Origin of the sequence: Exiguobacterium sp. s28 (assembly GCF_018618135.1) — a bacterium.
In the GTDB taxonomy this organism is placed as follows: domain Bacteria; phylum Bacillota; class Bacilli; order Exiguobacteriales; family Exiguobacteriaceae; genus Exiguobacterium; species Exiguobacterium mexicanum_A.
The window spans coordinates 168,320-191,245 of the sequence record NZ_JACSLL010000004.1; the positions used below are offsets into that span (position 1 = coordinate 168,320).

22 protein-coding genes and 1 other annotated feature are annotated in these 22,926 nt (G+C 52.1%); of the genes, 14 read left to right on the forward strand and 8 right to left on the reverse strand.

Annotation, left to right across the window (positions count from 1 at the left end; all coding sequences use genetic code 11):
- Positions 1-10: 10 nt before the first annotated feature.
- Positions 11-1,690, reverse strand: coding sequence for a GGDEF domain-containing protein (locus KNP78_RS06765; RefSeq protein ID WP_251128475.1), 1,680 nt, complete (start codon positions 1,688-1,690; stop codon positions 11-13).
- Between the two features lie 152 nt (positions 1,691-1,842).
- Positions 1,843-2,055, forward strand: a binding site (T-box leader).
- A gap of 52 nt (positions 2,056-2,107) precedes the next feature.
- Here KNP78_RS06765 and argS point away from each other — a divergent pair.
- Entirely contained in the window at positions 2,108-3,790 is a 1,683-nt protein-coding gene (gene argS / locus KNP78_RS06770; protein WP_034780833.1) for an arginine--tRNA ligase, read from the forward strand.
- Positions 3,791-3,827: 37 nt separating this feature from the next.
- On the opposite strand, the gene KNP78_RS06775 is transcribed toward argS, so the two are convergent.
- Together KNP78_RS06775 and KNP78_RS06780 are read right to left on the reverse strand one after the other, a co-directional pair.
- On the reverse strand, positions 3,828-4,406 hold the full coding sequence (locus tag KNP78_RS06775; RefSeq protein WP_034780835.1) for a metallophosphoesterase family protein: 579 nt from the start codon (positions 4,404-4,406) through the stop codon (positions 3,828-3,830).
- On the reverse strand, positions 4,403-4,894 hold the full coding sequence (locus tag KNP78_RS06780; RefSeq protein WP_214823487.1) for a YajQ family cyclic di-GMP-binding protein: 492 nt from the start codon (positions 4,892-4,894) through the stop codon (positions 4,403-4,405). Before KNP78_RS06780 ends, KNP78_RS06775 begins: the two co-directional genes overlap by 4 nt.
- A 70-nt stretch (positions 4,895-4,964) precedes the next feature.
- Between KNP78_RS06780 and pulA the strand changes: the two genes are divergently transcribed.
- On the forward strand, positions 4,965-6,959 hold the full coding sequence (gene pulA / locus KNP78_RS06785; RefSeq protein WP_214788359.1) for a type I pullulanase: 1,995 nt from the start codon (positions 4,965-4,967) through the stop codon (positions 6,957-6,959).
- A 15-nt stretch (positions 6,960-6,974) separates the two neighbouring features.
- On the opposite strand, the gene KNP78_RS06790 is transcribed toward pulA, so the two are convergent.
- On the reverse strand, positions 6,975-7,139 hold the full coding sequence (locus KNP78_RS06790) for a YycC family protein (protein ID WP_021068148.1): 165 nt from the start codon (positions 7,137-7,139) through the stop codon (positions 6,975-6,977).
- Between the two features lie 140 nt (positions 7,140-7,279).
- On the opposite strand from KNP78_RS06790, the gene KNP78_RS06795 reads away from it, so the two are divergent.
- The 4 genes from KNP78_RS06795 to KNP78_RS06810 all read left to right on the forward strand — a co-directional run bounded on the left by KNP78_RS06795 (position 7,280) and on the right by KNP78_RS06810 (position 11,988).
- Positions 7,280-8,071: a hypothetical protein gene (locus tag KNP78_RS06795; protein WP_034780841.1), complete on the forward strand. Its 792-nt coding sequence runs from the start codon at positions 7,280-7,282 to the stop codon at positions 8,069-8,071.
- A 101-nt stretch (positions 8,072-8,172) separates the two neighbouring features.
- A complete protein-coding gene (locus KNP78_RS06800; protein ID WP_214823488.1) occupies positions 8,173-10,296 on the forward strand; it encodes an MMPL family transporter in 2,124 nt (707 codons plus the stop codon).
- Between the two features lie 253 nt (positions 10,297-10,549).
- Positions 10,550-11,185, forward strand: coding sequence for a YitT family protein (locus tag KNP78_RS06805; protein ID WP_128123164.1), 636 nt, complete (start codon positions 10,550-10,552; stop codon positions 11,183-11,185).
- An 80-nt stretch (positions 11,186-11,265) separates the two neighbouring features.
- A complete protein-coding gene (locus KNP78_RS06810) occupies positions 11,266-11,988 on the forward strand; it encodes a YwiC-like family protein (RefSeq protein WP_214823489.1) in 723 nt (240 codons plus the stop codon).
- Positions 11,989-12,009: 21 nt separating this feature from the next.
- Here the strand turns inward: KNP78_RS06810 and KNP78_RS06815 are convergent, their stop codons facing one another.
- From KNP78_RS06815 to KNP78_RS06825, 3 genes are all read right to left on the reverse strand, one after another.
- Positions 12,010-12,954 (reverse strand): DUF4003 family protein, encoded by a 945-nt coding sequence (locus KNP78_RS06815; protein WP_251128476.1) that lies wholly within the window; start codon positions 12,952-12,954, stop codon positions 12,010-12,012.
- Between the two features lie 90 nt (positions 12,955-13,044).
- Positions 13,045-13,476 carry a type III secretion system chaperone family protein gene (locus KNP78_RS06820; RefSeq protein ID WP_016509669.1) on the reverse strand — a complete coding sequence of 144 codons (432 nt, stop codon included), beginning with the start codon at positions 13,474-13,476 and terminating at the stop codon, positions 13,045-13,047.
- A gap of 66 nt (positions 13,477-13,542) precedes the next feature.
- Positions 13,543-13,809 carry a metal-sensitive transcriptional regulator gene (locus KNP78_RS06825; RefSeq protein WP_138860044.1) on the reverse strand — a complete coding sequence of 89 codons (267 nt, stop codon included), beginning with the start codon at positions 13,807-13,809 and terminating at the stop codon, positions 13,543-13,545.
- 280 nt (positions 13,810-14,089) lie between these two features.
- Here KNP78_RS06825 and KNP78_RS06830 point away from each other — a divergent pair, with 280 nt between their 5' ends.
- From KNP78_RS06830 to KNP78_RS06850, 5 genes are all read left to right on the forward strand, one after another.
- Positions 14,090-14,401 carry a rhodanese-like domain-containing protein gene (locus tag KNP78_RS06830; protein WP_251128478.1) on the forward strand — a complete coding sequence of 104 codons (312 nt, stop codon included), beginning with the start codon at positions 14,090-14,092 and terminating at the stop codon, positions 14,399-14,401.
- On the forward strand, positions 14,398-16,866 hold the full coding sequence (locus KNP78_RS06835) for a CoA-disulfide reductase (protein ID WP_214823490.1): 2,469 nt from the start codon (positions 14,398-14,400) through the stop codon (positions 16,864-16,866). The genes KNP78_RS06830 and KNP78_RS06835 overlap by 4 nt, the downstream gene beginning before the upstream one ends.
- Positions 16,867-17,048: 182 nt before the next feature.
- Positions 17,049-18,491 (forward strand): alanine/glycine:cation symporter family protein, encoded by a 1,443-nt coding sequence (locus tag KNP78_RS06840; RefSeq protein ID WP_214823491.1) that lies wholly within the window; start codon positions 17,049-17,051, stop codon positions 18,489-18,491.
- 81 nt (positions 18,492-18,572) lie between these two features.
- Positions 18,573-19,031, forward strand: a complete 459-nt coding sequence (locus tag KNP78_RS06845) for a DUF1877 family protein (protein WP_021068158.1) — start codon at positions 18,573-18,575, stop codon at positions 19,029-19,031.
- A 65-nt stretch (positions 19,032-19,096) separates the two neighbouring features.
- The gene (locus KNP78_RS06850) at positions 19,097-19,549 is read left to right on the forward strand and encodes a hypothetical protein (RefSeq protein WP_214823492.1); all 453 of its coding nucleotides are present in this window, start codon (positions 19,097-19,099) and stop codon (positions 19,547-19,549) included.
- Between the two features lie 42 nt (positions 19,550-19,591).
- On the opposite strand, the gene KNP78_RS06855 is transcribed toward KNP78_RS06850, so the two are convergent.
- Positions 19,592-20,599, reverse strand: coding sequence for a metal ABC transporter solute-binding protein, Zn/Mn family (locus KNP78_RS06855; protein WP_214823493.1), 1,008 nt, complete (start codon positions 20,597-20,599; stop codon positions 19,592-19,594).
- Between the two features lie 172 nt (positions 20,600-20,771).
- On the opposite strand from KNP78_RS06855, the gene KNP78_RS06860 reads away from it, so the two are divergent.
- The 3 genes from KNP78_RS06860 to KNP78_RS06870 all read left to right on the forward strand — a co-directional run bounded on the left by KNP78_RS06860 (position 20,772) and on the right by KNP78_RS06870 (position 22,860).
- Positions 20,772-21,707: an alpha/beta hydrolase gene (locus KNP78_RS06860; protein WP_214823494.1), complete on the forward strand. Its 936-nt coding sequence runs from the start codon at positions 20,772-20,774 to the stop codon at positions 21,705-21,707.
- A gap of 66 nt (positions 21,708-21,773) precedes the next feature.
- Entirely contained in the window at positions 21,774-22,373 is a 600-nt protein-coding gene (locus tag KNP78_RS06865) for a histidine phosphatase family protein (protein WP_214762437.1), read from the forward strand.
- A 10-nt stretch (positions 22,374-22,383) separates the two neighbouring features.
- A complete protein-coding gene (locus tag KNP78_RS06870) occupies positions 22,384-22,860 on the forward strand; it encodes a DUF456 domain-containing protein (RefSeq protein ID WP_021068163.1) in 477 nt (158 codons plus the stop codon).
- The last annotated feature ends 66 nt before the right edge of the window (positions 22,861-22,926 follow it).

Below are 22,926 nucleotides of genomic sequence, written 5' to 3' on the forward strand. Positions count from 1 at the left end.
TGGGGGTGAGTCAGGTCGTTAAGAAATTGTAATGGGCGACGCGGTTGCGTCCGGCGTACTTCCCGCCGACGTAGAGGGCCCGGTCAGCGTTACGAATCGTATTGTCGAGGCGTTTGTCACCGAACGCCTGAATCGTGTCGACACCGATCGAAGCGGTGACGGGGATATCGATCCCGTCGACGTGGAACGGTTTGTTCTCGATTTGTTGCCGGATTCGTTCGGCGATTTCGATTGCCTGTTCGACATCGCAACGGTTCAATAGCAAGATGAACTCTTCACCGCCGTAACGGGCGGCAAAATCTTCGGTGCGGAGTGCCTGGCGAATCCGCCGTCCAAACTCTTGGAGCACACTGTCCCCGACTTGATGTCCGTGCACATCGTTGATTTTTTTGAAAAAGTCGATGTCGAGCATCGCGACCGAAATCGGATACATCGAACCGTCCGAGATTTGTTGAATCCCGTATTCGTAAAACGCGCGTGCATTGGCGAGGAGCGTCAAGCTGTCGGTCCGACTTTCCGTGTAAAGACGGTCGCGCTCATGGCAACGGCTGATCGTCCGGTTGAACGACTTGAGAAGTTTGACGATTTCACGTTGGATGGTCGGGGGATACCCATAGACGTGTTCACCCGTCATGACGAGCCACGTGCGAATCCCTTCGATCTCCTCGGACCGAACCGAGATGAAACTATGATAGTCGTCGTCAAATTCGTTCGACAGTGGTGCGTCCCATTCGAAGCGCATCTCATATTCGACCGAGGCTTCGTTCGGATAAGCGTGATCGAGCAAATCGAACACGATGTGACGGTCAATCGGCTGACGCGTCTTCAAATCAAAGTAAAGCGTACGGTCGAACAGTTTGAACTCGACGAACCCTTCGTCGTACTCGTTGAGTCGTTCACATTGACTGAGGAAGACCTCAATCGCTTGCGCCTCGCTTTGTGACAACGACACGGCTTCTTTTGCCTCATCATATTGTTCAATCAACGACTTGAAGGCGTCTTGCCGACCTTTCTGGATGATGAGCCGCTTAATAAAAAAGGTGAGTGCGGCGGCGATACTGCTGACGACGAGTAAATTCGTCTCCCGGAACAACGAGGCCGCCAAAATGAAGACGAGACTGACGATATACGTGTAAAACGCGATGCTTAGAAAGTCGCGGACCGGGATATCGACACGGAACCACCAACCGACTTGATACTTTTGCACGACAGTGTTCAAGATGATGGCCACAATCAAGCCGGCAAGCGGCAGAAACGAATCTTGGGAATAAAAACCGAGACCGGTCACACCGCCGAGGGCCAAGTACACACTGGCTGGGATGGCAATCTCTAAAAATGACGTGATGGCGTTCCACGGATACGTGAAGCGGAAGCGTCGAAGCGCGATGCGCGGTTTCAAGTTGACGAACTGGAAGACGAGGAGACCAATCTGATTGACGAAAAGCGCCGTCTCGAAATCAAAAAACAAGAAAATGATGAGGACGATACTTTCCGAAAACGTGAAGTAGACGCCTTTCCGTTCGATGGAGTCCATTTGAAAAATGATGACAAGGAGCGCGATCAAGATGAACGGCAACGGCTCGATGGCGGGTATGTTCAATACGTCTGTGGCGAACAAGGTGATCGTCGATATGAGTAAAACACTCCATATGCTCCAACCAAGGACGGACATCTTGCGAAAATGGTTCATGGTTCCCTCCTATGTGGGAAAATTCGATATGTATGGTAGGAGATTCGGCACAATCATGCCCGAGTCCTGCCTATTCATCATAATGGCGGAATTCTAGCATTGAGTCTATATGAAATATCCTCTATAATGAAATTGCTTTTCAACCACATAGACGAAAGTCGATGAAAAAGAGAGTAACGATCGTTCCGTCAACAAAGCGACCTAGGGATTGGTGAGAGCCTAGGCTGACAAACATCGCGAAACGCACTTTTGAGATGCTGCCCGAAACTTAGTAGGCGTAGCCGGGGGACCCCCGTTATCACCGATAAAGCGGTCTGCGTCAAGCAGGCAAGAAGAGTGGTACCGCGGGCCATCCCGTCTCTTTGCATCTGTGCAAAGGGCGTTTTTTTTATGAAAATTTTATAAGGAGGAATTGTAATGAGTTATGAACGCAAATATGCGGAAGCCTTGTCCCGTGTCATCGGGGACGAGTTGACGCTTGACCAAATTGAAGCTCTAATTGAAAAACCAAAACATGAGGCACACGGGGACCTTGCTTTCCCTTGCTTCCAACTCGCGAAAGCCTACCGGAAAGCGCCGGTCATGATCGCGACTGATATCGCGAACGATTTGAACGATGAATTGTTCACAAAAGTCGAGGCGGCTGGACCATACGTGAACGTCTTCTTGAGCCGTGACGTCGTGTCACAAGAAATCATCAACATGGTGCTCGACGAAAAAGCGGACTATGCGACGCATGCGACACGCAACGAGACAATCGTGACCGACTTCTCGTCACCGAACATCGCCAAACCGTTCTCGATGGGACACCTCCGTTCAACGGTAATCGGGAACGCCATTAACCAGATCGCCCGTAAAAACGGCTACGACGTCGTTGGGGTCAACCACCTTGGGGACTGGGGGACACAGTTTGGAAAACTGATGGTCGCCTATAAAAAATGGGGCAACGAGGAAGCGGTACGTGAGCATCCGATTGCCGAATTGTTGAAGCTTTACGTTCACTTCCATGAAGAGGCGAAGACGCAACCGGAACTTGAGGACGAAGGCCGTGCTTGGTTCAAGAAACTTGAAGACGGCAACGAAGAAGCGACTGAGCTATGGACATGGTTCCGTGACGAGTCGCTCAAAGAGTTCCAAAAAGTATACGACTTGCTCGGCGTCGAGTTTGACAGCTTCCACGGGGAGGCGTTCTACAACGACAAGATGGACCGCATCGTCGCCATGCTCGAAGAGAAGAACCTTCTCGTCGAAAGTGAAGGGGCGATGGTCGTCTCACTCGAAGACGAGAACTTGCCGCCATGCTTGATTAAAAAGAAAGATGGCGCGACGCTTTACGCGACACGTGACTTGGCAGCGGCCGTTTATCGTCATGAGACGTATAACTTCGTCCAAGCGAACTACGTCGTCGGCGGCGAACAGGCGCTTCACTTCAAGCAGTTGTTCTCGGTCCTCCGTAAACTCGGCTACGACTTCGTCGATGGCATGCACCACGTGCCGTTCGGTTTGATTTTGCAAGAAGGGAAAAAGATGTCGACACGAAAAGGTCGCATCGTCTTGCTCGAGGAAGTGCTGAAAGAAGCCATCGAGAAAGCTCAAGGCAACATCGCCCAGAAGAACCCAGAACTTGCGAACGCGGACGACGTGGCACGGATGGTCGGTGTCGGCGCGGTCATCTTCCACGACTTGAAGAACGAGCGCATCAACAACATCGAGTTCGACCTCGACAGCATGCTCAAGTTTGAAGGCGAGACAGGCCCGTACGTGCAGTACACGAACGCGCGTGCGAACTCGCTCCTCCGTAAAGGCAACTACGACGGCTCGACATTCACGGGTGCGGATGACGACCACACGTGGGGCGTCGTGACGATGCTCAACGCGTTCCCACACGTGATCACACGTGCCCATGAGCGCCGTGAACCGTCGATCATCAGCCGTTACGTCCTCGACTTGGCGCAATCGTTCAACAAGTATTACGGCCATGTCCGTGTACTCGAAGAAGATGCTGGTAAACAGTCGCGTCTCGCCCTCGTCAAAGCGGTGACGATCGTATTGACAGAAGGACTCCGTCTGATCGGTGTTCAAGCTCCAGAAGAAATGTAAGCACAAATAAGGGACCCTTTTGAGGGGGTCCCTTTTCCTATGCCTTCATTCGTGTGACTGTCCGGGTTTTTGTATCGTACAAACACCATTCCCGGTCGAAGATGACAGCGCCGACGTTGATGACGTACCGTTTTTTCTTCAATGTGAACGGTTTCCCGATTTCCCAGGGAATCGAACGGCCTTTCCGGTAAATCCCCGGGATATGGCTGTGGCCGATAAAGACGAGCGGATACTTGCCTTTCTCGACAATCGGTTCCCAGTCCGGACTCCAGTTCACTTGATGGCCATGCAAGAACAACGCCTCATCGAGCGTCGTCTGTTCCGGTAATAATGAAATCCGCGTCTTAACTGGATGCGACACGACGAGCACCTCGTCAATCCGTTCTTCTTGATTGCCACGCAGGCTCGGGAACGTGAGCAGCGCCTCGTAATCCGGATCGTACGTCACGACGTCGGACACTTCGTGGAACCGTTCGTTCCGTCGCTTTTTACCAATGTGGCATTCATATAAATCGCCGAGGCAGAGGATATGCTCCGTCTCACGCCGGACCGACTCGAGGACGGCCTTCAAATCATCAAACGAACCGTGCGGGTCACTGATGATGGCGAGCTTCATCGGTAGTTCGTAAATTGGGCATCGACAGACAATTCGAGCTCACGGACGAGCTGCATGACGGCTTGGAGGTCATCGCGTGACTTGGCCGTCACACGGATTTGATCGTCTTGGATTTGCGACTTCACTTTCAATTTTGATTCTTTAATGGCGTTGTTGATTTTTTTCGCATCGTCTTTATCGATGCCGCTCTTCAACTTGACGCGCTGACGGACGGTGCCACCGAGGGCGCTCTCGATTTTTTGGTAGTCGAGGTTTTTCGTCGGCACGCCGCGCTTGATCAATTTCGAGATCATGACGTCCTTCAATTGCTCGAGCTTGTAGTCGTCATCCGATACGAGGACGAGGTCGCCGTTGTCGAGTGACATCTCACTCTTCGATCCTTTAAAGTCGTAACGGTTTAAAATTTCTTTCTCGGCGATTTGGATCGCGTTCTTCACTTCTTCCAGGTTCATTTCTGACACAATATCAAAAGAATTGTCTTTTGCCATGTTTCATCCATCCTTTACAAGGGTTTTGTTATAATGATAGCAGATTTGAAGTAGTGAAGGAGTGAAAGAGATGGAACATACTATCGATCAACAGACAAATGTAGATTTAGACCATATGGCGTATCACGGCAAAGACCTCGGGGTGACGTTTAAAGGTGATATCATCCGGTTGCGGGTCTGGTCGCCAGTCGCCGAAGAGATGACCGTAAAACTATACCGGACGCCGCGGGCACGAAAGTTCGAACGGATTGAGCTCGAACGGGCCGAGAAAGGGACGTGGGTCCTTGAACTCGACCGCGCTTCATTCGAAGGATATTTTTACGTGTTTGAAGCTACCGTCGAAGGCAAACGTGTCGAGTCGCTCGATCCGTATGCGAAAGTCGTCGGTGTCAATGGGAAGCGCGGGTGTCTGCTCGACCCGTCAGCGCTCAACCCGGACCATTGGGTCAAAGAACGTCCGCTCTTCCACTCTTCACAAGAGGCGGTCATTTATGAAGCGCACGTCCGTGATTTGACGAGCCATCCCGACAGCGGTGTCATGCATCGTGGCAAATTCCTTGGGATGACCGAGGTCGGCACGAAAACGCCGAACGGCTATCCGACCGCGCTCGACTATATCACCGCGCTCGGCGTCACGCACCTCCAACTCATGCCGTTCTTCGATTACGGTTCGGTGAACGAGTCGCGTGAGAGCGAGGCGAATTATAACTGGGGCTATGACCCGGTCCATTATTTCGCCGTCGAAGGTTCGTACGCCTCGTCTGCCGATGATCCGGCTGCTCGCATCATCGAGTTGAAGGCGATGATCCAGGCACTGCACGACCGTGGGATTCGTGTCATCATGGACGTCGTGTTCAACCATACGTATGATGCGTTGACGACACCGCTCGGTCAGTTTGTGCCCGATTACTATTACCGCTTGAACGAGGATGGAACGCTCGCCGATGGTTCGGCGTGTGGGAACGATACGGCTTCAGAGCGCGCGATGATGCGGAAGTTGATCGTCGAATGTGTCTCATACTGGGCGAAAGAGTTCATGATCGATGGCTTCCGCTTCGATTTGATGGGGCTCCATGACGTCAAGACGATGAACCAAGTCCGGAAAGCACTCGATCGCATCGACCCATCGATTCTCGTCACCGGAGAAGGTTGGGATCTCGACACGCCGCTCTCGGTCCGCAAGAAAGCGAACCAGCATAACGCCCATAAGATGCCACGTATCGCCCAGTTCAACGACGCGATTCGCGACGGCGTCCGTGGGGACGTGTTCATCGAGGACTTGCCAGGCTGGATCAGCGGCAACGCGGATATGACGGCGGACGTCAAGCGCGGCATTGCCGGCGCGGTGACAAGTCAGAGTTTTGCCGATGAACCGAACCAAGTCGTGAACTACGTTGAGTGTCATGACAACTTGACGCTTTGGGACAAGCTCGCCGTCACGAACCCGGACGATGACGAGACGACACGTCGTCGCCGGCATCGCCTCGCGACAACGATCGTCATGCTCGGTCAAGGCATCCCATTCTTGCATAGCGGTCAAGAGTTCTTCCGAACAAAAGATGGGGACGAGAACAGCTTCAACTCAGGTGAGGTCGTCAACCGTTTGGACTGGACACGGGCCGAGCAGGAGACGCCGAGCGTCGAATACGTGAAGGGATTGATCAGTCTGCGGAAACAATATCCGTTGTTCCGTCTCGAGAACACGGAGCAGATTCGCAAACATTTGCGCTTCTTCGATGAAGAAGAAGGGGTGATCGCCTTTGAACTGAGTCGCCACGTCGAAGGGTATGTCGAACGTCACCTCGTCTACCATAACGGGCTCGAGGAAGCGGTCGAGGTGAAGCTGCCGGCCGGTAAGTTCGAGGTCCACGTTGAAGACCATACCGTCAATTTGACAGCGCCGCGCCTCCTTGAAGAACGACACGTCACTGTGGCACCGCTCTCGACGCTCGTCGTGACGGAACGCCGCCCGGATTACAGCAAATATGCGGTCGCCGGCGGCGCTGCCCTTGCGATCCTTGGTCTCTGGTACGTCGCGAAAAAACGCAAGAACAAACAGCAGTAACCAAAAAAGGAGACGTCATTCCGTCTCCTTTTCCTCGTTCGTTTCAGTTTTGGCTGCCTCCAGTTCCATCATCTTCTTCACGATGATGTGTTTTGGCATATGCATGAGCTCCTCGAGCGGAACGTTCAGCTTTTTAGCAAGCTCGACCGCCGTCTCGGGAGAGAGTTGAAGTGGGCGCATTGAGGTTCCTCCTTTCACATTCAGGGTATGCTAATGCCAGTATACAGGAAAATCAGGTGCATGGAGAATGTGTTCTGTGAACACATTCAAAATCGAAAAATGCGTGGGGCGTTGCTAAGCTGAAACTAGGAAGTGATCAAATGTACAAACAAGTAGCTGACTATCAATTTCATCAAACGGTTGAATGGTTGGAGCGCGTTGGTGGAGGATGGATGTTGTATTTGGCGCAAACCGGTTTTCTGTTTTTTGACGAGACGTTCCAAATCCGATGGGAACTCGAGTGGAAATGGGCACCGTGCGCACTATATATTGAGCCTCATGGTAGACGAGCCGTCGCGCTGTTTCGGGATTTACAGACATACGGAGTCATGGATTTAACAAACGGGACGATGGAACGTCATCCGATCCCACGGACGTTTCATGACGATTGGTTCAGTAACCTGCACCACTGGTCAGGAGACGACCTGTTTCTTTACTCGGCCGAATCAGACATTGTCGCTTTGAACTTGAACGACCACACGTTCCGGTATAGCCGCTACGAAGAGGTCCCCGAGTTCGGGAGTATCATCGAACTTGCCTATCAGCCGACCTATGATTTCGAACGATTCACGGCACCGGGCCTCGTGACGCTGTACGACGAACCGAATCAACAGTTCGTGGTCGAGAATGTTGCGTCGAGCGCGTCTTGGATGATTCCATACGGAGGTGACCGCGATCTGGCCATCGTCGATCAAATCGGCGAGACGACCGCGATCACATCGATGACGTCGTTCCAACTGTTTGAACGCGATCGCGAAGTGTTCTCGTCTGAAGTGTGTGCTGAAACTGAATTACTGAAAGTCGTCTTATTGGACGAACCGGGCGACCGACTTGTCGTCTTGTCAACGCCACGTCGCTTTTGCCATAGTTGGCTTCAAGTGTTCGAGCGTTGACGCTCCTGGACCAGACCATGGTTCAGGATTTTTTTAAGAAGACTTGGTGAATCCCGAAAAAAACGGGAACAGTCTTCTTAGATGGAGAGGAGTGGACAGGGATGGAACGATTAGGACAAGCGTTAGTCCGATGGCGCTACGCTGTCGTGTTGATTTGGACGGTGTTGCTCGCGGTATCGGTATATTTCGGATTGCAGTTGCCAGGTGAACTGCGCGGCAACGGGTTCGCAATCCAAGACGGGCGTTTCGCCCAAGTGGAAGATACGTTGAACGACCGGTTCGACCGGGCCGGTGCCTCGATGATCGTCTTGCTTGAAGGCGGGGATTTAGAAACGGTGATTGAACAGCAACGCGATCGACTCGCTGAAGTCGATGGGGTCGATGGCGTGATCACGCCAGCCGAGAATCCGGAGGCACGCGATGGGGACGTCGCCTATTTATTGCTCGAGTTCGAGGACTACGATACGGCCGAGGCGTCGATTGAAGACGTCCGCAGCGCCTTGGTTCGCGATACGGACACAGACGTGCGATTGACCGGAGAGCCGGTGTTCGCGGATGACTTGAATGAGGCGTCAAAGAATGACTTGATTCGGGCCGAGTTGATTGGGATCCCGGTCGCGCTGCTCGTGCTCTTGCTCGTCTTCGGGACGCCGCTCGCCGCATTTATGCCATTATTCGTCGGTTTAATCACGTTCATCGTGGCAGCGGGTTCGCTATTCTTCTTTGCCCAAACGATGGAACTGTCTATTTTCGTGTTGAATGCGGTCGCGATGATTGCCATCGCGCTCGGCATTGATTTCTCCTTATTGCTCGTTAACCGGTACCGGGAAGAGCTCGCGAAAGGGAAGTCACGTGAGGCGGCCATCGTCCGAACGGTCGCGACGGCTGGACGATCGATACTATTCTCAGGACTTTGCGTCTTCGTCGGACTGGCTGGGTTGTTGTTCATCCAAGTCGATGTGTTCCAAGCGATTGCCCTCGGTGCGTTGATTGCCGTCGCCGGTGCGGTCTTGTCCGCGCTCACGTTGTTGCCGTCTGCCCTGTACATCGTCGGAGACACGATCAATAAAGGACGGCTCGTCAAGACGAATGAGACACGTTCTGAAGTGCGGTGGCAGAAGTTGGCCCGCTTCGTCATGAGACGTCCCGTCACGATGACGCTCGTCGCGCTCTTGCTGCTATTGCCAAGCCTCTGGTTCGTCCGTGACCTCGAACTGAACATCCCGGACGCCGATGCGCTCCCGACCTCGTACGAGTCACGGGCCGCCCTTGAGCGGTGGGACGACGTGTTCGGAGAGACGTCGACCGATGCGGTGCTCTTGTTTGAGACGAATGACTTGACCGATTCGATGATTCTCGATGAATTGACCGGACTCACTGATGAGCTATCCGAGGATCCGATTGTCGACAACGTCACGACGTTCTTGACGGCATCCGGTCTCGAACCAGCCGAATTCCAACAACTCGCTGAAGCGGCACCAGAGCAACTTGAGGCGTTCGAACGTCTCGTCACGCTTGAAGGAAATACAGACCTTGCCCTCGTCAACGTCAGCTTTGACGTCCCGCCAAGTGATAAAGACGCGCAGGCGTTCGTCCGAGATTGGCGCGAGAACGGTTTTGACGTCGGGGGACCAGCCGCGTTCAACGAAGAAATTTATGAAGAGATTTATGACAGCATCCCATATGCGGTCGTGACCGTGATCTTGGCGACGATGTTCATCCTCATGTGGGCGTTCCGTTCCGTCTTGATCCCAATCAAAGCGATCATCATGAACGTGCTCGGTCTCGGGGCGACGTTCGGGCTGCTCGTCATCATCTTCGAATCGGGTTACGTGTATGACGCCGAGACGATCAGTATATTGACCCCGGTGTTTATCTTCTCACTTGTGTTCGGCCTATCGATGGACTACGAGGTGTTCCTCGTCTCGCGGATTGAGGAATATTATCGGGAGACCGGGGATAACGATTACGCGACGGAGATGGGACTCGCCAAGACGAGTAAAATCATCACGTCGGCCGCGGTCATCATGATCGTCGTCACGGGGGCGTTCGCCTTCACCGGCGTCAGCCCGATCAAACAGCTCGGGGTCGGGATCGCGCTCGCCATCTTCATCGATGCGACAATCATACGCATCTTGCTCGTACCATCTTTGATGAAAATGTTCGGGGACTGGAACTGGTGGTGGTTCGGGAAGAAAGATTTACCGAAACGTAATCTACACTAAATATACATTTAATGAAATAGTCGTGAAAATGTGTTAAAATAGTTTCATGATTACGCGCAATTTGGGAAAGGAAGGTCTTTATGGATACCGAGAGGACATGGCCTCTGTTTCAATTGCCGGACTTCTAGCGTTGAGTTTTTACAAGCGACATCAATGTAAAAATCAACAAACGGAAGATCGGAGATGGAACAGATGGAACCGCGGCTACGACTGAGGATCCTCCTCTCCGTTGAAAACGGGGAGGACAATCGGAATGAAACGAGTTGCTACCATAGTGCTCGGAACGCTAATCATGGCGTTCGGTTATTATTATTTGAATGAACAGTTTGGTTTGGCAGAAGGGGGCTTCGTCGGGCTAGCATTGCTCGGCCGCTATTTATTTGATATCGATCCAGCGATCTCGATGATCTTGCTCGATATCCCCTTCTTTTTAATCGCCCTTTGGTGGAAAGGCTGGCGCTTCGTCGGACAAGCCGTGCTTGCCGCCGCGTCGTTATCGCTCAGTTATGCGATGTGGGACCGATTGGATTTACTCACATTCGACATTCAAGTCTGGCCGGCAACGTTGTTTGCCGCCATCGCGAGCGGGATTGTGACCGGTTACGGTCTCGGTCTTGTCTTGAAGTCAGGCGGGGCGACCGGAGGCGACGATTTATTCGCCCTCGGCCTATCGAAATGGACCGGCGTATCGGTCGGGACGATTCTCATCATATTTGATGTCATCGTTTTGGCGATCTCGCTCATCTATTTGCCATTGTCGAACGCGCTTTACACGCTTCTCGCGGTCTCGATCGCAGGTCGTGTCGTCACGAAAATGTTGACGGACGATGTGGTCGAAGTAGCCGTGCCAAGTGTGACCAAACTAAAAACAAAAAACGATCTCGCGTGAGATCGTTTTTTGTTTTGTAAAATTTATCACAGTTTTACAGTCATCTTTCTTCTACACTAAACATAGAAGGAGGGAGTCACATGACATGGATGATTCCAAAACAGCACGGCGCCTGGTCGATGCTGATCTTACCGTTCTTACTCGGCGGTATCGTCGGAGGGTGGACGCTCGCGCACATCCCGTTCGCGATCGCTTGGTTATTCGTTTATATGGGCACGTTTTTCTTGTTCCAATACATCAAGCAACGGAAGAAGTCTAAGGAACTGTTGCGTACGGTCGTGGCGTATTTGACGATTGCCACCGTCGCCGCCGTCCCGGTGTTTCTGTCCGAGTGGCGTCTCGTCTGGTTCGTCCTCGCCATGATCCCGTTCGGACTCGTCAACGCCTATTTCGCCAAAATCAAAGACGAGCGCAACGTCTGGAACGACGTCAGCGCCGTCACTTCATTTTGTATCGGCGGGATGGCGAGTTATTATCTCGGGGCACGGGTCTTGGACGAGACAATGATGTGGATGTTCGTCTTGCCGTACTTATATTTCCTCGGAAGTATCTTTTTCGTCAAGACGATGATTCGAGAGAAAAAAAGTCTATTCTATCGAAACGTATCATGGGGGTATCACTCCTTGCTTGTCGCCATCTTCATCGCGTTCGGCTATCCGGTTTTGGCACTCGCTTACGCGCCAAGTCTCGTCCGGGCGGTCGCGTTCTACGGCAAAAAGATCCCCATCATGAAGATCGGGATCGTCGAAATCGCCAACTCGGTGTTCGTGCTCGGTTGTCTCAGCTGGTATTTATTTTCTTAAGAAGGGGCGACCCTTCTTTTTTTAATCGCTTGAAGCGCTGCTAGAGATGATGGCGACAGTCGTCGCGGCCGTTGCTGCCTGTTGCATGGCGAGCAGGTGGGCGAACGTCCCGTGTAACAGTAAATCGCTCGCGTCTTCCTTGATGTTGTTTGCCGCGACGAGTTGCAGGGCGACCGTCAACGCGTGGGTGTGGAACCAGCGATGCTTTTCCTTCTCGGCGTTCGTGATTTCGATCAGGTCGCGCTCGTCGTTGTCGTTCGGAGCCGCGACGATGGCCAAGAGGGCGAGCGCTGGCAGATGCTCGTTTTTGACAGCGATTGTTTGTCCTTGGAGCCGCGTGCGCCACTCGAGCAGGCGGTTGATGACCTCGTCTGAAGGCAAGTCGCTAAAAGCAAGTAGATGGGAGACGAGTTGGAGCTCGTTTGAGCGGGGCAACTCGGCTTTCAACGCTTCGTAATACGTCTCGATTCGTTCATTTAGCGCAACATGGTCATCGAACGCTTGAACGAGGACGAGGGCAGACAAGAGATCTTCTTCGCTCGTCAGCCAAGGATGGTTTCGTTTGAACGTTTGATAGAGTGTGCTTGCCTCATCGAGCCGGCGCTCGGGCTCATCGACGTTGATCAGTTGGCTCGCGATAAAGGGCCGCAACATACTGAAACGGAAGTGCTTCCGGTCGAGTAACGTATCGAGCCGGAGTGCCTCGTCGATGGCCGGTTCGATGTCTTCGTACTTGGCATCGAGAAACGACAGCCAGACAAAATTATTACTGCCGCGAAATTTCGAGAACATGCCGGTCTTCTGTTTCAGAACCGCTTGAGCGTGTTCGAACCGTCCCGAATCGAACGGGGTATCGTGCATGGCATAGTTGATGGCCATCAAACGTCGGAAATCATCGGTGAACCACTTTGTCGCTCCCCTGATTCCTTCGAGTGCTTCGAGGTAACGGGTGTAACGTGTCATCATCAGCAATTCCTCCTTTTGCTCCTTATACGAGTACAATCGAAAGAATGATTCAAAAACAGCCGCCCTGGATTCGTCCGGGGCGGCTGTTTGTTATTGGACTTGCGTATACAACTTCTGCATGTACTCGTTCACTTCATCGGCCGCTTGGAACATCATGAATGAATGTTGCAAGATGATCTCTGGCGAGAAGCCGAGGTCGAGGTCGAGCGTCGAGGCGAGCGTGACATCACGGTCGCTATCGAGTACGCAACGGAAGTATTTGAACTCTTGGTTGAACTCGTTCAAGGCGTTAAGAATCGGTAGGTCTTCCACGTAGTCCGGCACGTGTGTGACTGTCGCGGCATAAAGTTCCGCATCCGTCGTCTTTTTATTGAAGGCGATAATCATAACGGGCTGAGCCCCGGATTTAGTCGTTTCACGCGTCAAGAATGTGACGTGCGTTTCAGTCTCGCTCTCTTTGAACGTCATATTGCGTTCAGCGACGAGCGCTTTAAATGATTCTACTTTTTCTTCGAAGTTCACAAACAAGTCCCCCTTAAAAGTCGTTACTCTAACTTTCTCCCATTTGCGGAGGGAAAGCAAGGGGAACTAGCGTTTCATCAACATTTTGATGGCTTCTTCGACGGTTTCTGACGTATCTTCGCCATCTTCTTGGGCGGTGATGATGCACTGCTCCAAGTTCTTCGCGACGATGATGGTCGAAGCACGGTCGAGTGCCGAACGAGCCGCGCTCAACTGCGTCACGACGTCGCGGCACTCTTTCCCTTCTTCCATCATACGGATGATGGCCCGGATTTGTCCTTCGACTCGTTTCATCCGGTTCAATACTTTCGCATCGTATTGATACTGTTCCATTAGATTCACCTCTATATTCAAATCGTTCAGTAACCCAACTATTTATTGTGTAGTCTCATCTTAATACGTGGGGGAGTATGTGTCGAGCCACAACGTTTGAGATAAAGATTTTTTGAAAGTTTACCATTTCGTCAAACAAATCCCTTGCAATCAAATACCATAGGGGGTATATTTATGACGTGGAAGCGATATGTTCAACGAATCACAAACTTTCGTCGGACGCCCGCTACCAAGATGACGAATAAATAAGTGAAACATCATAGATTAAAAGGATGGGTAAATGAACATGAAAGCATCTGCTTTAAAACGTCAAATGGATTTTGAAGTACCAGTGAACATCGTCGACGTTCGTGAACGTGACGAGTTCCAAGAAGCGCACATTGCTGGCGCGAGCAATTATCCGCTATCTGAAATTTCGGAATGGATCGAGACACTCGACCCTGAAGAAGAATACATCGTTCTCTGCCGTTCAGGTGCTCGCAGCACGCAAGCAACTTGGCAAATGGAAGCGAAAGGTTATAAAGTGATCAATATAGAAGATGGCTTGATGAGCTGGCCTGGTGAAGTCGTCAAAGGAGGAAATGAGCAATGAGTAAAAAAATCGTAATCGTCGGTGGAGTCGCCGGTGGCGCTTCAGCAGCCGCACGCCTTCGTCGCTTAAACGAAGAGAACCAAATCGTCATGTTCGACCGGGGCGAATACATTTCGTTCGCGAACTGTGGTCTTCCATATTACATTGGTGACGTGATTCAAGATCGTCAAAAATTGCTCGTCCAAACGGTCGAGGGCATGAATAAACGTTTCCAACTCGACATCCGCAACTTGACGGAAGTGACAAAAATCAACCGTGCCGAGAAGACGGTATCGGTGAAAAACGTTAAGACGGGCGAAACATACGATGAGTCGTACGATGTACTCGTCTTGTCACCAGGAGCGAAACCAATTCGTCCGAACATCCCTGGAATTGAAGAAGCAGAAGACATCTTCACGCTCCGCAACATTCCGGATACGGATAAAATCCGCAGCTACGTTGACGACAAAGCGCCGAAACACGCGACAGTCATCGGTGGCGGTTTCATCGGGATCGAAATGGCTGAAAACTTACGTGAGCGCGGCGTCGAGGTCACGCTCGTCGAGATGGCCGACCAAGTTATGACACCGCTCGATCGTGAGATGGTATCACCTGTTCACGAACACATGCGTCTCCATGGCGTCGACCTTCAGCTTTCTGACGGTGTCGATTCGTTCTCTGAGAAAGGGAAACGTGTCCACTTGAAGAGCGGTCGCGTCATCGATACCGATATGGTCGTCTTGTCAATCGGCGTCGTGCCAGAATCGTCAATCGCAACGGAAGCAGGACTTGAAACAGGCATCCGCGGCGCCATCCGCGTCAACGAGAAGATGCTCACGTCAGATCCGGACATTTACGCGATCGGAGATGCTGTTGAAGTACTCGACTATGTCTTCCAAGAGCCGACGGTCGTTCCGCTTGCATGGCCGGCCAACCGTCAAGGTCGTCTTGTCGCCGATATCATCAACGGTCGTGACGTTAAATACAACGGAACGATGGGGACTGGGATCGCCAAAGTATTCGATATGACAGTTGCTTCGACAGGTTGGAACGAGAAGCGTTTGACAGCGGCCGGTAAAGAGTTCGAAGCCGTCCACGTGCACCCGGGTTCACATGCGGGTTATTACCCAGGATCGACACCAGTATCACTCAAACTCTTGTTCCATCCGACGACAGGTGAAATCTACGGCGCGCAAGGCGTAGGGATGAACGGCGTCGATAAACGAATCGATGTGATTGCGACAGCGATGAAAGGTGGCTTGACGGTCCTTGACCTTCCAGACCTTGAACTCAGCTACGCACCACCGTTCAGCTCAGCGAAAGACCCAGTCAACATGATCGGTTACGTCGCGTCGAACGTCGTTCTCGGCGATAACGAAGTCGTGCACTGGAACGAGATTGACGAGTTGGTCCAAAACGGCGCGACATTGCTCGACGTCCGTGACGAGTCAGAACATGAACTTGGCAAAATTCCTGGTTCAATCAACGTTCCGCTCAACTCGCTACGCGATCATTTGGACAACTACAGCAAAGACGAAACGATTTATGTGACGTGCCAAGTCGGGCTTCGCGGATATCTCGCATCCCGTATCTTGCGTCAAAACGGCTTCAAGGTGAAAAACTTGAGCGGTGGCTACAAAACATGGTCACAAGTAAAACGTGATTTTGATGCCATTGAGGCAGGCACGAAGGCAGAGAGTGAGACTGCCGCAACAGTAACGGAGGAGGCACCACCAGCAATGACGAATGAACCAGTCGGGGAACCGATTTTCTTAGATACGTGCGGTCTGCAATGCCCGGGACCAATTTTAGAGGTAAATAAAAAAGTAGCCGAGCTCGGCGAAGGCGAGACGCTTCGTGTCCTCGCGAGTGACCCTGGTTTCTTTGCAGACATCGAAGCATGGGCGAAGAAAACCGGCAACAAGCTCGTCTCGAAACAGTTCGTGAACGGTCGCGTGGAAGCAATTCTTCAAAAAGGTAATGGTCCTGCGGCTGTACAAGCAGGGGCACCAGCGACAGACGGCGCATCGATGGTCGTCTTCAGCGGAGATCTCGACCGCGCGCTCGCTTCGTTCATCATCGCCCAAGGTGCGGCGGCGATGGGCAAAGACGTGACGATGTTCTTCACATTCTGGGGACTCAACGTCATCCGTAAGCCAGATGCACCGGAAGTGAAGAAACAAGGTCTCGAGAAGATGTTCGGCATGATGATGCCATCGCATGCGGGTGAACTTCCACTCTCGAACATGAACTTCGGTGGAGTTGGTCAAAAGATGATGAAAAAAGTGATGAGCGACAAAAATGTGCCATCACTTGACGAAATGATCAAATCGGCTCAAGAAGCAGGCGTCAAAATGGTCGCTTGTACGATGTCGATGGACGTCATGGGAATCAAAGAAGAAGAGTTGATCGACGGCATCGATCTCGGTGGTGTGGCAGCATACCTCGGGGCGGCTGAAGGCGGCAACTTGAACCTCTTCATCTAATCAAATGATGCAGGATGGGCGATCGGTCACTTGACCGGTCGCTTTTTCTGTCGTTCGACAGCCTATGTAAAATTTGTCGAAAAGGATTGCAATTCTTAGACGTTTTTCCTATAATTCTACTCATGTAAAGAAAGTTGACATAACTTTTTCTTATAACTCATACATACACGGAGGATTTAAAGATGGAGAAATTCGTAGAAGGTCTCGTTTCATCAGCCAACGACTTGCTTTGGTCGTCAGTGCTAATCGTTGTCCTTGTCGCCTTAGGTTTGTACTTCACCGTCCGGATGGGGTTTGTCCAGTTCCGGATGTTGCCTGAAATGTTCCGCCTCTTGTTCAAAGACGGCATGAAACGTGAAAAAGGCCAAGTCTCGTCATTCCAAGCGTTCGCGATCGGGACAGCAGCCCGCGTCGGAACGGGTAACATCGCCGGTGTCGCGACAGCAATCGCGCTCGGAGGTCCAGGAGCCGTCTTTTGGATGTGGCTCATCGCCCTCATCGGATCGGCTTCGGCGTTCGTGGAAAGTACGCTCGCACAAGTCTACAAGATTCGGGACGGACGCACATGGCGTGGAGGCCCGGCGTACTATATGGAGCGCGCCCTCGGTCAACGTTGGCTCGGGATCTTGTTCGCAATTCTCATCACGTTCTCGTTCGGATTCGCCTTCAACTCGGTGCAGTCGAACACAATCTCGCTCTCGATGAGCAATCAGTTCGGCGTGAGCACGACGACAGTCGGTCTCGTCTTGGCCGTCGTCACAGCAATCGTCATCTTCGGTGGGATTCAGTCGATCGCCGTGCTCTCGAGTATCATCGTCCCGGTCATGGCCGGTGGCTATATCTTGCTCGCAGGATGGGTCATGATTTCAAACGCATCATTGTTGCCGGAAGTGTTCGGTTTGATCTTCTCAGAAGGCGTGTTCGGTCTGCAGCAACTGTTCGGCGGTGCCATCGGAGCGATGGTGCTCCAAGGAATTCGTCGCGGTCTCTTCTCGAACGAAGCCGGAATGGGTTCTGCCCCGAACGCGGCGGCGACAGCGGAAGTATCGCACCCGGTCAAGCAAGGCTTGATTCAATCGTTCAGCGTCTTCGTTGATACGCTTCTCGTCTGTACGTCGACAGCGATGATCATCTTGTTGTCAGGTGTAGCCGGATCGGAGTCGTTCGCAGGTGTTGAATTGACACAAGCGGCGCTTACGGCTGAGATTGGTCCGATGGCGACATCGTTCCTCACGATCGCGATTTTCTTGTTCGCGTTCAGCTCGATTCTTGGAAACTACTACTACGGCGAGACGAACATCCAGTTCATCTCGGATAAAAAGATTTACGTCACACTCTACCGTATCGGTGTCGTCGGCATGGTCCTCTTCGGAGCCGTCCGTTCGGCCGGTCTCGTCTGGTCAATCGCGGACGTGTTCATGGGTCTCATGGCACTTGTCAACTTGTATGCGATTTTCCGCCTCGCAAAAGTTGCCCGTCTCGTCCTCGACGATTACTTGGAGCAACGCCGTCAAGGTGAAGATCCGGTCTTCTACGCCGATTCGATTGAAGATCTGCCAGGTCGCGAGTACATCGAAGCTTGGGAATCAGAAGAAGAAGTCAAAACAGGCACGATCCGTTCATAAACGACAAACCGTCTACGAAAGCGCGTAGACGGTTTTTTTGCGCCCGAAAGATGGGTAAACTGAAGAAAAGGGGGGCGTTCAATGATGGAGACGACACACTATATACGCATTTCCCCGGAAGTATGGGTCTCGTTCGGCCAAGACCCGGAAATGATTTTAGATTGGCTGTTGCACGTGCACAGTCAACAACGTGACACGTATGAGACGTTGACGCTCCCGAGGATCGAACGCTTCCAAAAGATTCTTGGACAAATCGAGATTTATATCGATGGGGATGACACGTATAATTTAGAGATGGCCGTCATCGGGGAAGAGTTGATTGTCAATGAGAAGCAGGCGGTCGTCGTCGGGATTTTGACGCCGCAGTTGCTCCATATCGTCAAAGATGCGATGAACGCATTTACGAAAGAAGATGTGGCCGATATGGCGTTCGTCGACCATGACGGGTTCGATGACGTTTGGCTCAAATGGACGCTGTTGAAACGATTCTGTGAAGAGGCGAGTGAGCGGGATGAGCTCGTGTTGATTTACTATGAATGAACAGGCTATGAAAACAACTTGAAAATTGGTAAACTATTACAAATGGTTTCTCAAGGAGTGGACGTATGCTTGATTTCTTTGCCCAAATGACGTTTGTCATCGGTATCTTAAGCCCAATCTTCGCGTATCGGGCAGGTCGTAAACAGTTAGGTCGAATCAATCTCGTCACCGTGTTTGCATTTTTGATTATATGGTTTTACGTCATCTCGACGGGTCCAGCTTATAATCATCCGATCTCGATAATCTTCTATGTCTTGATTGTAGTGAACTGTGGTTTCGCCATAGGGAATAGTGTGCTCTTCCTGCGCGAGCGTAATCCATTGCTGAGTTTGAAGAAGCTGCTCGCGACGCTTCTCTGTTTGACGGTGCTCTGTTTCGTGTTCATTGAACTGATGTACCCGACGAACGTGATGAGCGATACGCTTCTTCAAACAGTGATGCTGACGGTGCCGATTTTCGTATGCGGCGTCATTTGGGCGAGGCTTCGACAAATCGACCGGGAACCAGAACACACATAAACAGCTCGACGCCAACGCGCCGAGCTGTTTTTTTTGAGACTCTTATTTCAATGCCGTCTCAAGCGCTTTGACGTTCTCGCGCATGAGGTCGAAGTAAGTCTTATCCATTTGCTCTTTCGTGACCGATTCCAAGTTGTAAATCGTCACCGTCTCCGCACCGATTTCGTTTTGAACGACCTGGGCGACTTTTGGTGTCACCGTGTCTTCGAAAGCGATGTGCGTCAAGTCGTGAAGTTGTGCCTCTTCGATGACGCGCTTCAACGCTTGTTGCGACGGTTCTTCTGCAGGTGTGAGACCCGTGATTGGAAGTTGGTCAAAGCCGTACCGTTCCGCCAAGTAACCGTAGGCTGCATGCGTCACGAGGAGCTCAGACTTCGAGCCGCCGTCGACTGCTGCTTTGAGCTCGGCGTCGAGCGTGTCGGCCTCTTCTTTGAAGGTGCTCAAACGATCCGCGAACTCATCTTTATAGTCAGGGGCCTGTTCGCTGAATGCCGCTTCGACCGCTTCAGCCATCGAGACGGCATTCATTGGATCGAGCCAGACGTGTGGGTCGTACTGGCCGTGGTTATGGCCATCATCTTCGCTATGACCGGCCTCTTCCTCGGCATGGTCATCTTCCTCGTGTCCGTGCTCGTCCTCACTATGCTCGTCCTCACCATGGACGTGGACCGTGTCTTCTGCCGAGAGGAGTGTGACGTCCTCGGCCGTTTTCACGAACGTGACGTTCTCATTGGCCAAGCTCTTTTCCATCGACTCGACGTATGGTTCGAGGTCATGGCCGACCGTCAAGAACAAGTCCGCCTCGGCGATGTCGGTCATCTGCTTTGAGGTCGGCTCGTACGTATGGGGATCAGCGCCAGGCGGGATGACCATCTCGACACGGACGCGATCGCCCCCGATTTCCTCGGCGAATGATTTCAGGGCGAACGTTGACGCGTAGACGGTCAACTGGTCGCTCGTCTCCTCCGTCGTACCGCTCTCTTCATTACTTGCACATCCACCTAATAGAAGTGTGCCGGCAGCGGCGACACTTAATAACTTTTTATTCATGAACTCTTCCACCTGTCCTCTCTATGTGAACCTTTAAATCGTAACCGTTACGTTCTGTGACTGCGAGTTATATTATAGGTGGCGAATCCGTGCACGTCAAGTCCGACTTCAGATGGATGGTTTTTCGAGAAAAAGGGAATATGATTAAAAAAAGAACGAGGAGTGGATGTATATGAGAAAGGAGACCGCCTGGTTCGTTGGTGGGGCGGCACTCGCGGCCGCCACGGCAGCTGGAGCCAGCGTATGGAACCAGTATGGATCGCTCGTGCGTTGGCAAGAGCCCGAGTTACCGGTGCGTCCTTCGACCCGGAAACGCCGGACGCACACGTACAAGATTGTCGACGACCGTCCGCTCCAGTTTGACGTGTATTATCCACCAGGGGATGGACCGTTCCCGGTCGCGGTGTATGCCCATGGGGGAGCTTTCGTGCGCGGGAATCGAGGAATGGTGACGTTGTTCCATCCGTTGCTCGACCATTTTCTCGCCAAAGGATTCGCGGTCATCAGCATCGACTATCGGTTGTTCGAGGACGGGGTCTATTTCCCGGACAACATCATCGACGTCTCCGATGCGCTTTGTTATCTGAAACAGCATGACGGTCTGCTCAACTTGGACATCAACCGGTTAATCGTCTGGGGCGACTCGGCGGGTGCGGCCCTCGTTTTAGCGACGGCGCTCGATCGAAGCAAACAGTTCACCGGTGAACTTGGAGATGACGTCCCGCCAATCAAAGGAGTCATCGCGCTCTATCCGCCGACGAACTTCTTATTGTTCAAGTTCATCCAGACGTGGCTCGCGCATTTGAAATTTTATGAGGGGAGCCGCGAAGCGTGGCGTGAACTGATGGTGAAGTGCTCTCCGGTCACGCATCTCTATGACGATGCCCCGCCTATCCTCATCTTGCATGGAAAGAAAGACCCGATCGTCCCGTTCGGACAGGCGCTCCACTTCGTCGAACATGCGAGCGAGGTCGGTGCAAACGTACAATTGATTTCTTTCCCGAACGGAACGCATTCGTTAGCGAGTTTTCTCCAATCCGACAACCCGATTAAAGAGCCGCAGCTCATGGCCCGCATCGACCGTTTCATCGATGACGCGATGATGTGACGTTGCGCTTTTTCACAGAGATGGTACGATGGGGTAGGATTTAGGAATCAAAAAGGAGTGACTCGCGTGACAGAACTATGCTTGGTCCGACATGGTCAGACCGATTGGAACTTTCAAGAAATCATTCAAGGACGGGAAGATATCCCGCTCAACGCACTCGGACATCGGCAGGCCGAAGAGAGTGCGGCCTTTTTAAGTCAAGAATCGTGGGACGTCATCGTGGCGAGCCCGTTGTCACGGGCCGTCGACACGGCGCGTTACATCGCGGAGGCGTGCGGCATCGACGAAGCACACATCATTCAAGACGAACGTTTCATCGAGCGTGAATTTGGGGCCGCGTCGGGAAAACCGGTACCGGGCATCTATGAGGCTGTTCAAGCCGATGACCAAGACCGCGTACCTGGCCTCGAGTCCGAAGACGAGATGCGAGCCCGCGTCTTGAGTGGCATGCACGACATCGTCGAGACACATGCCGGAAAACGTGTCATCGTCGTCTGCCATTCGCATGCGATTAAAGCCGCGCTATCAGCGATTGACGACACGTATACGTTCCGTCATGCCATGCGTAACGCCTGCTCGAACTATATCGAACATCAAGACGGTCAGTTCGTGGTCAAGGCGGTCAATGTCGCCGACCATATTACGAATGTGATCGTCGCAAAGTGAGGAGAAGCTCATGACGACATTGCTCTGGATATTCATCATCGCATCATTTATTGTCGCGTTCGCAGGATTGATTTATCCGGTCATCCCGAGCGTCTTGTTCTTATTCATCGGTTATGTGATTTACGGCTTCGGCTTCTCGTTCGAGCCGCTCACGTGGACATTTTGGCTCTGGCAGATTTTGTTCTTGATCTTCCTGTTCGTGGTCGACTATATCGTCACCCGGGCTACGGTCGATAAACGAGGCGGTTCTGAACGGGCGAAATGGGGAGCGACGATCGGTTTGATTGCAGGACCGTTCATCTTCCCGCTCGTCGGGGTACTCATCTTCCCGTTCATCTTCGCATTTTTAGCGGAACTCACGCTCGGGAAGTCGACGCGTGAAGCGTGGAGTATCGGTGTCGGGACCGTACTCGCTTTCCTCGGCAGCACGGTGCTCAAAGTTGTCGGGATGACGATGATGGTCATCTTGTTTTTCATCTACATTTGAGGCGAAGAAATTTCTTCGCCTTTTTGGGTTGAGTTATTTATAAAAACGGGGAAAGAAAAACAAGAC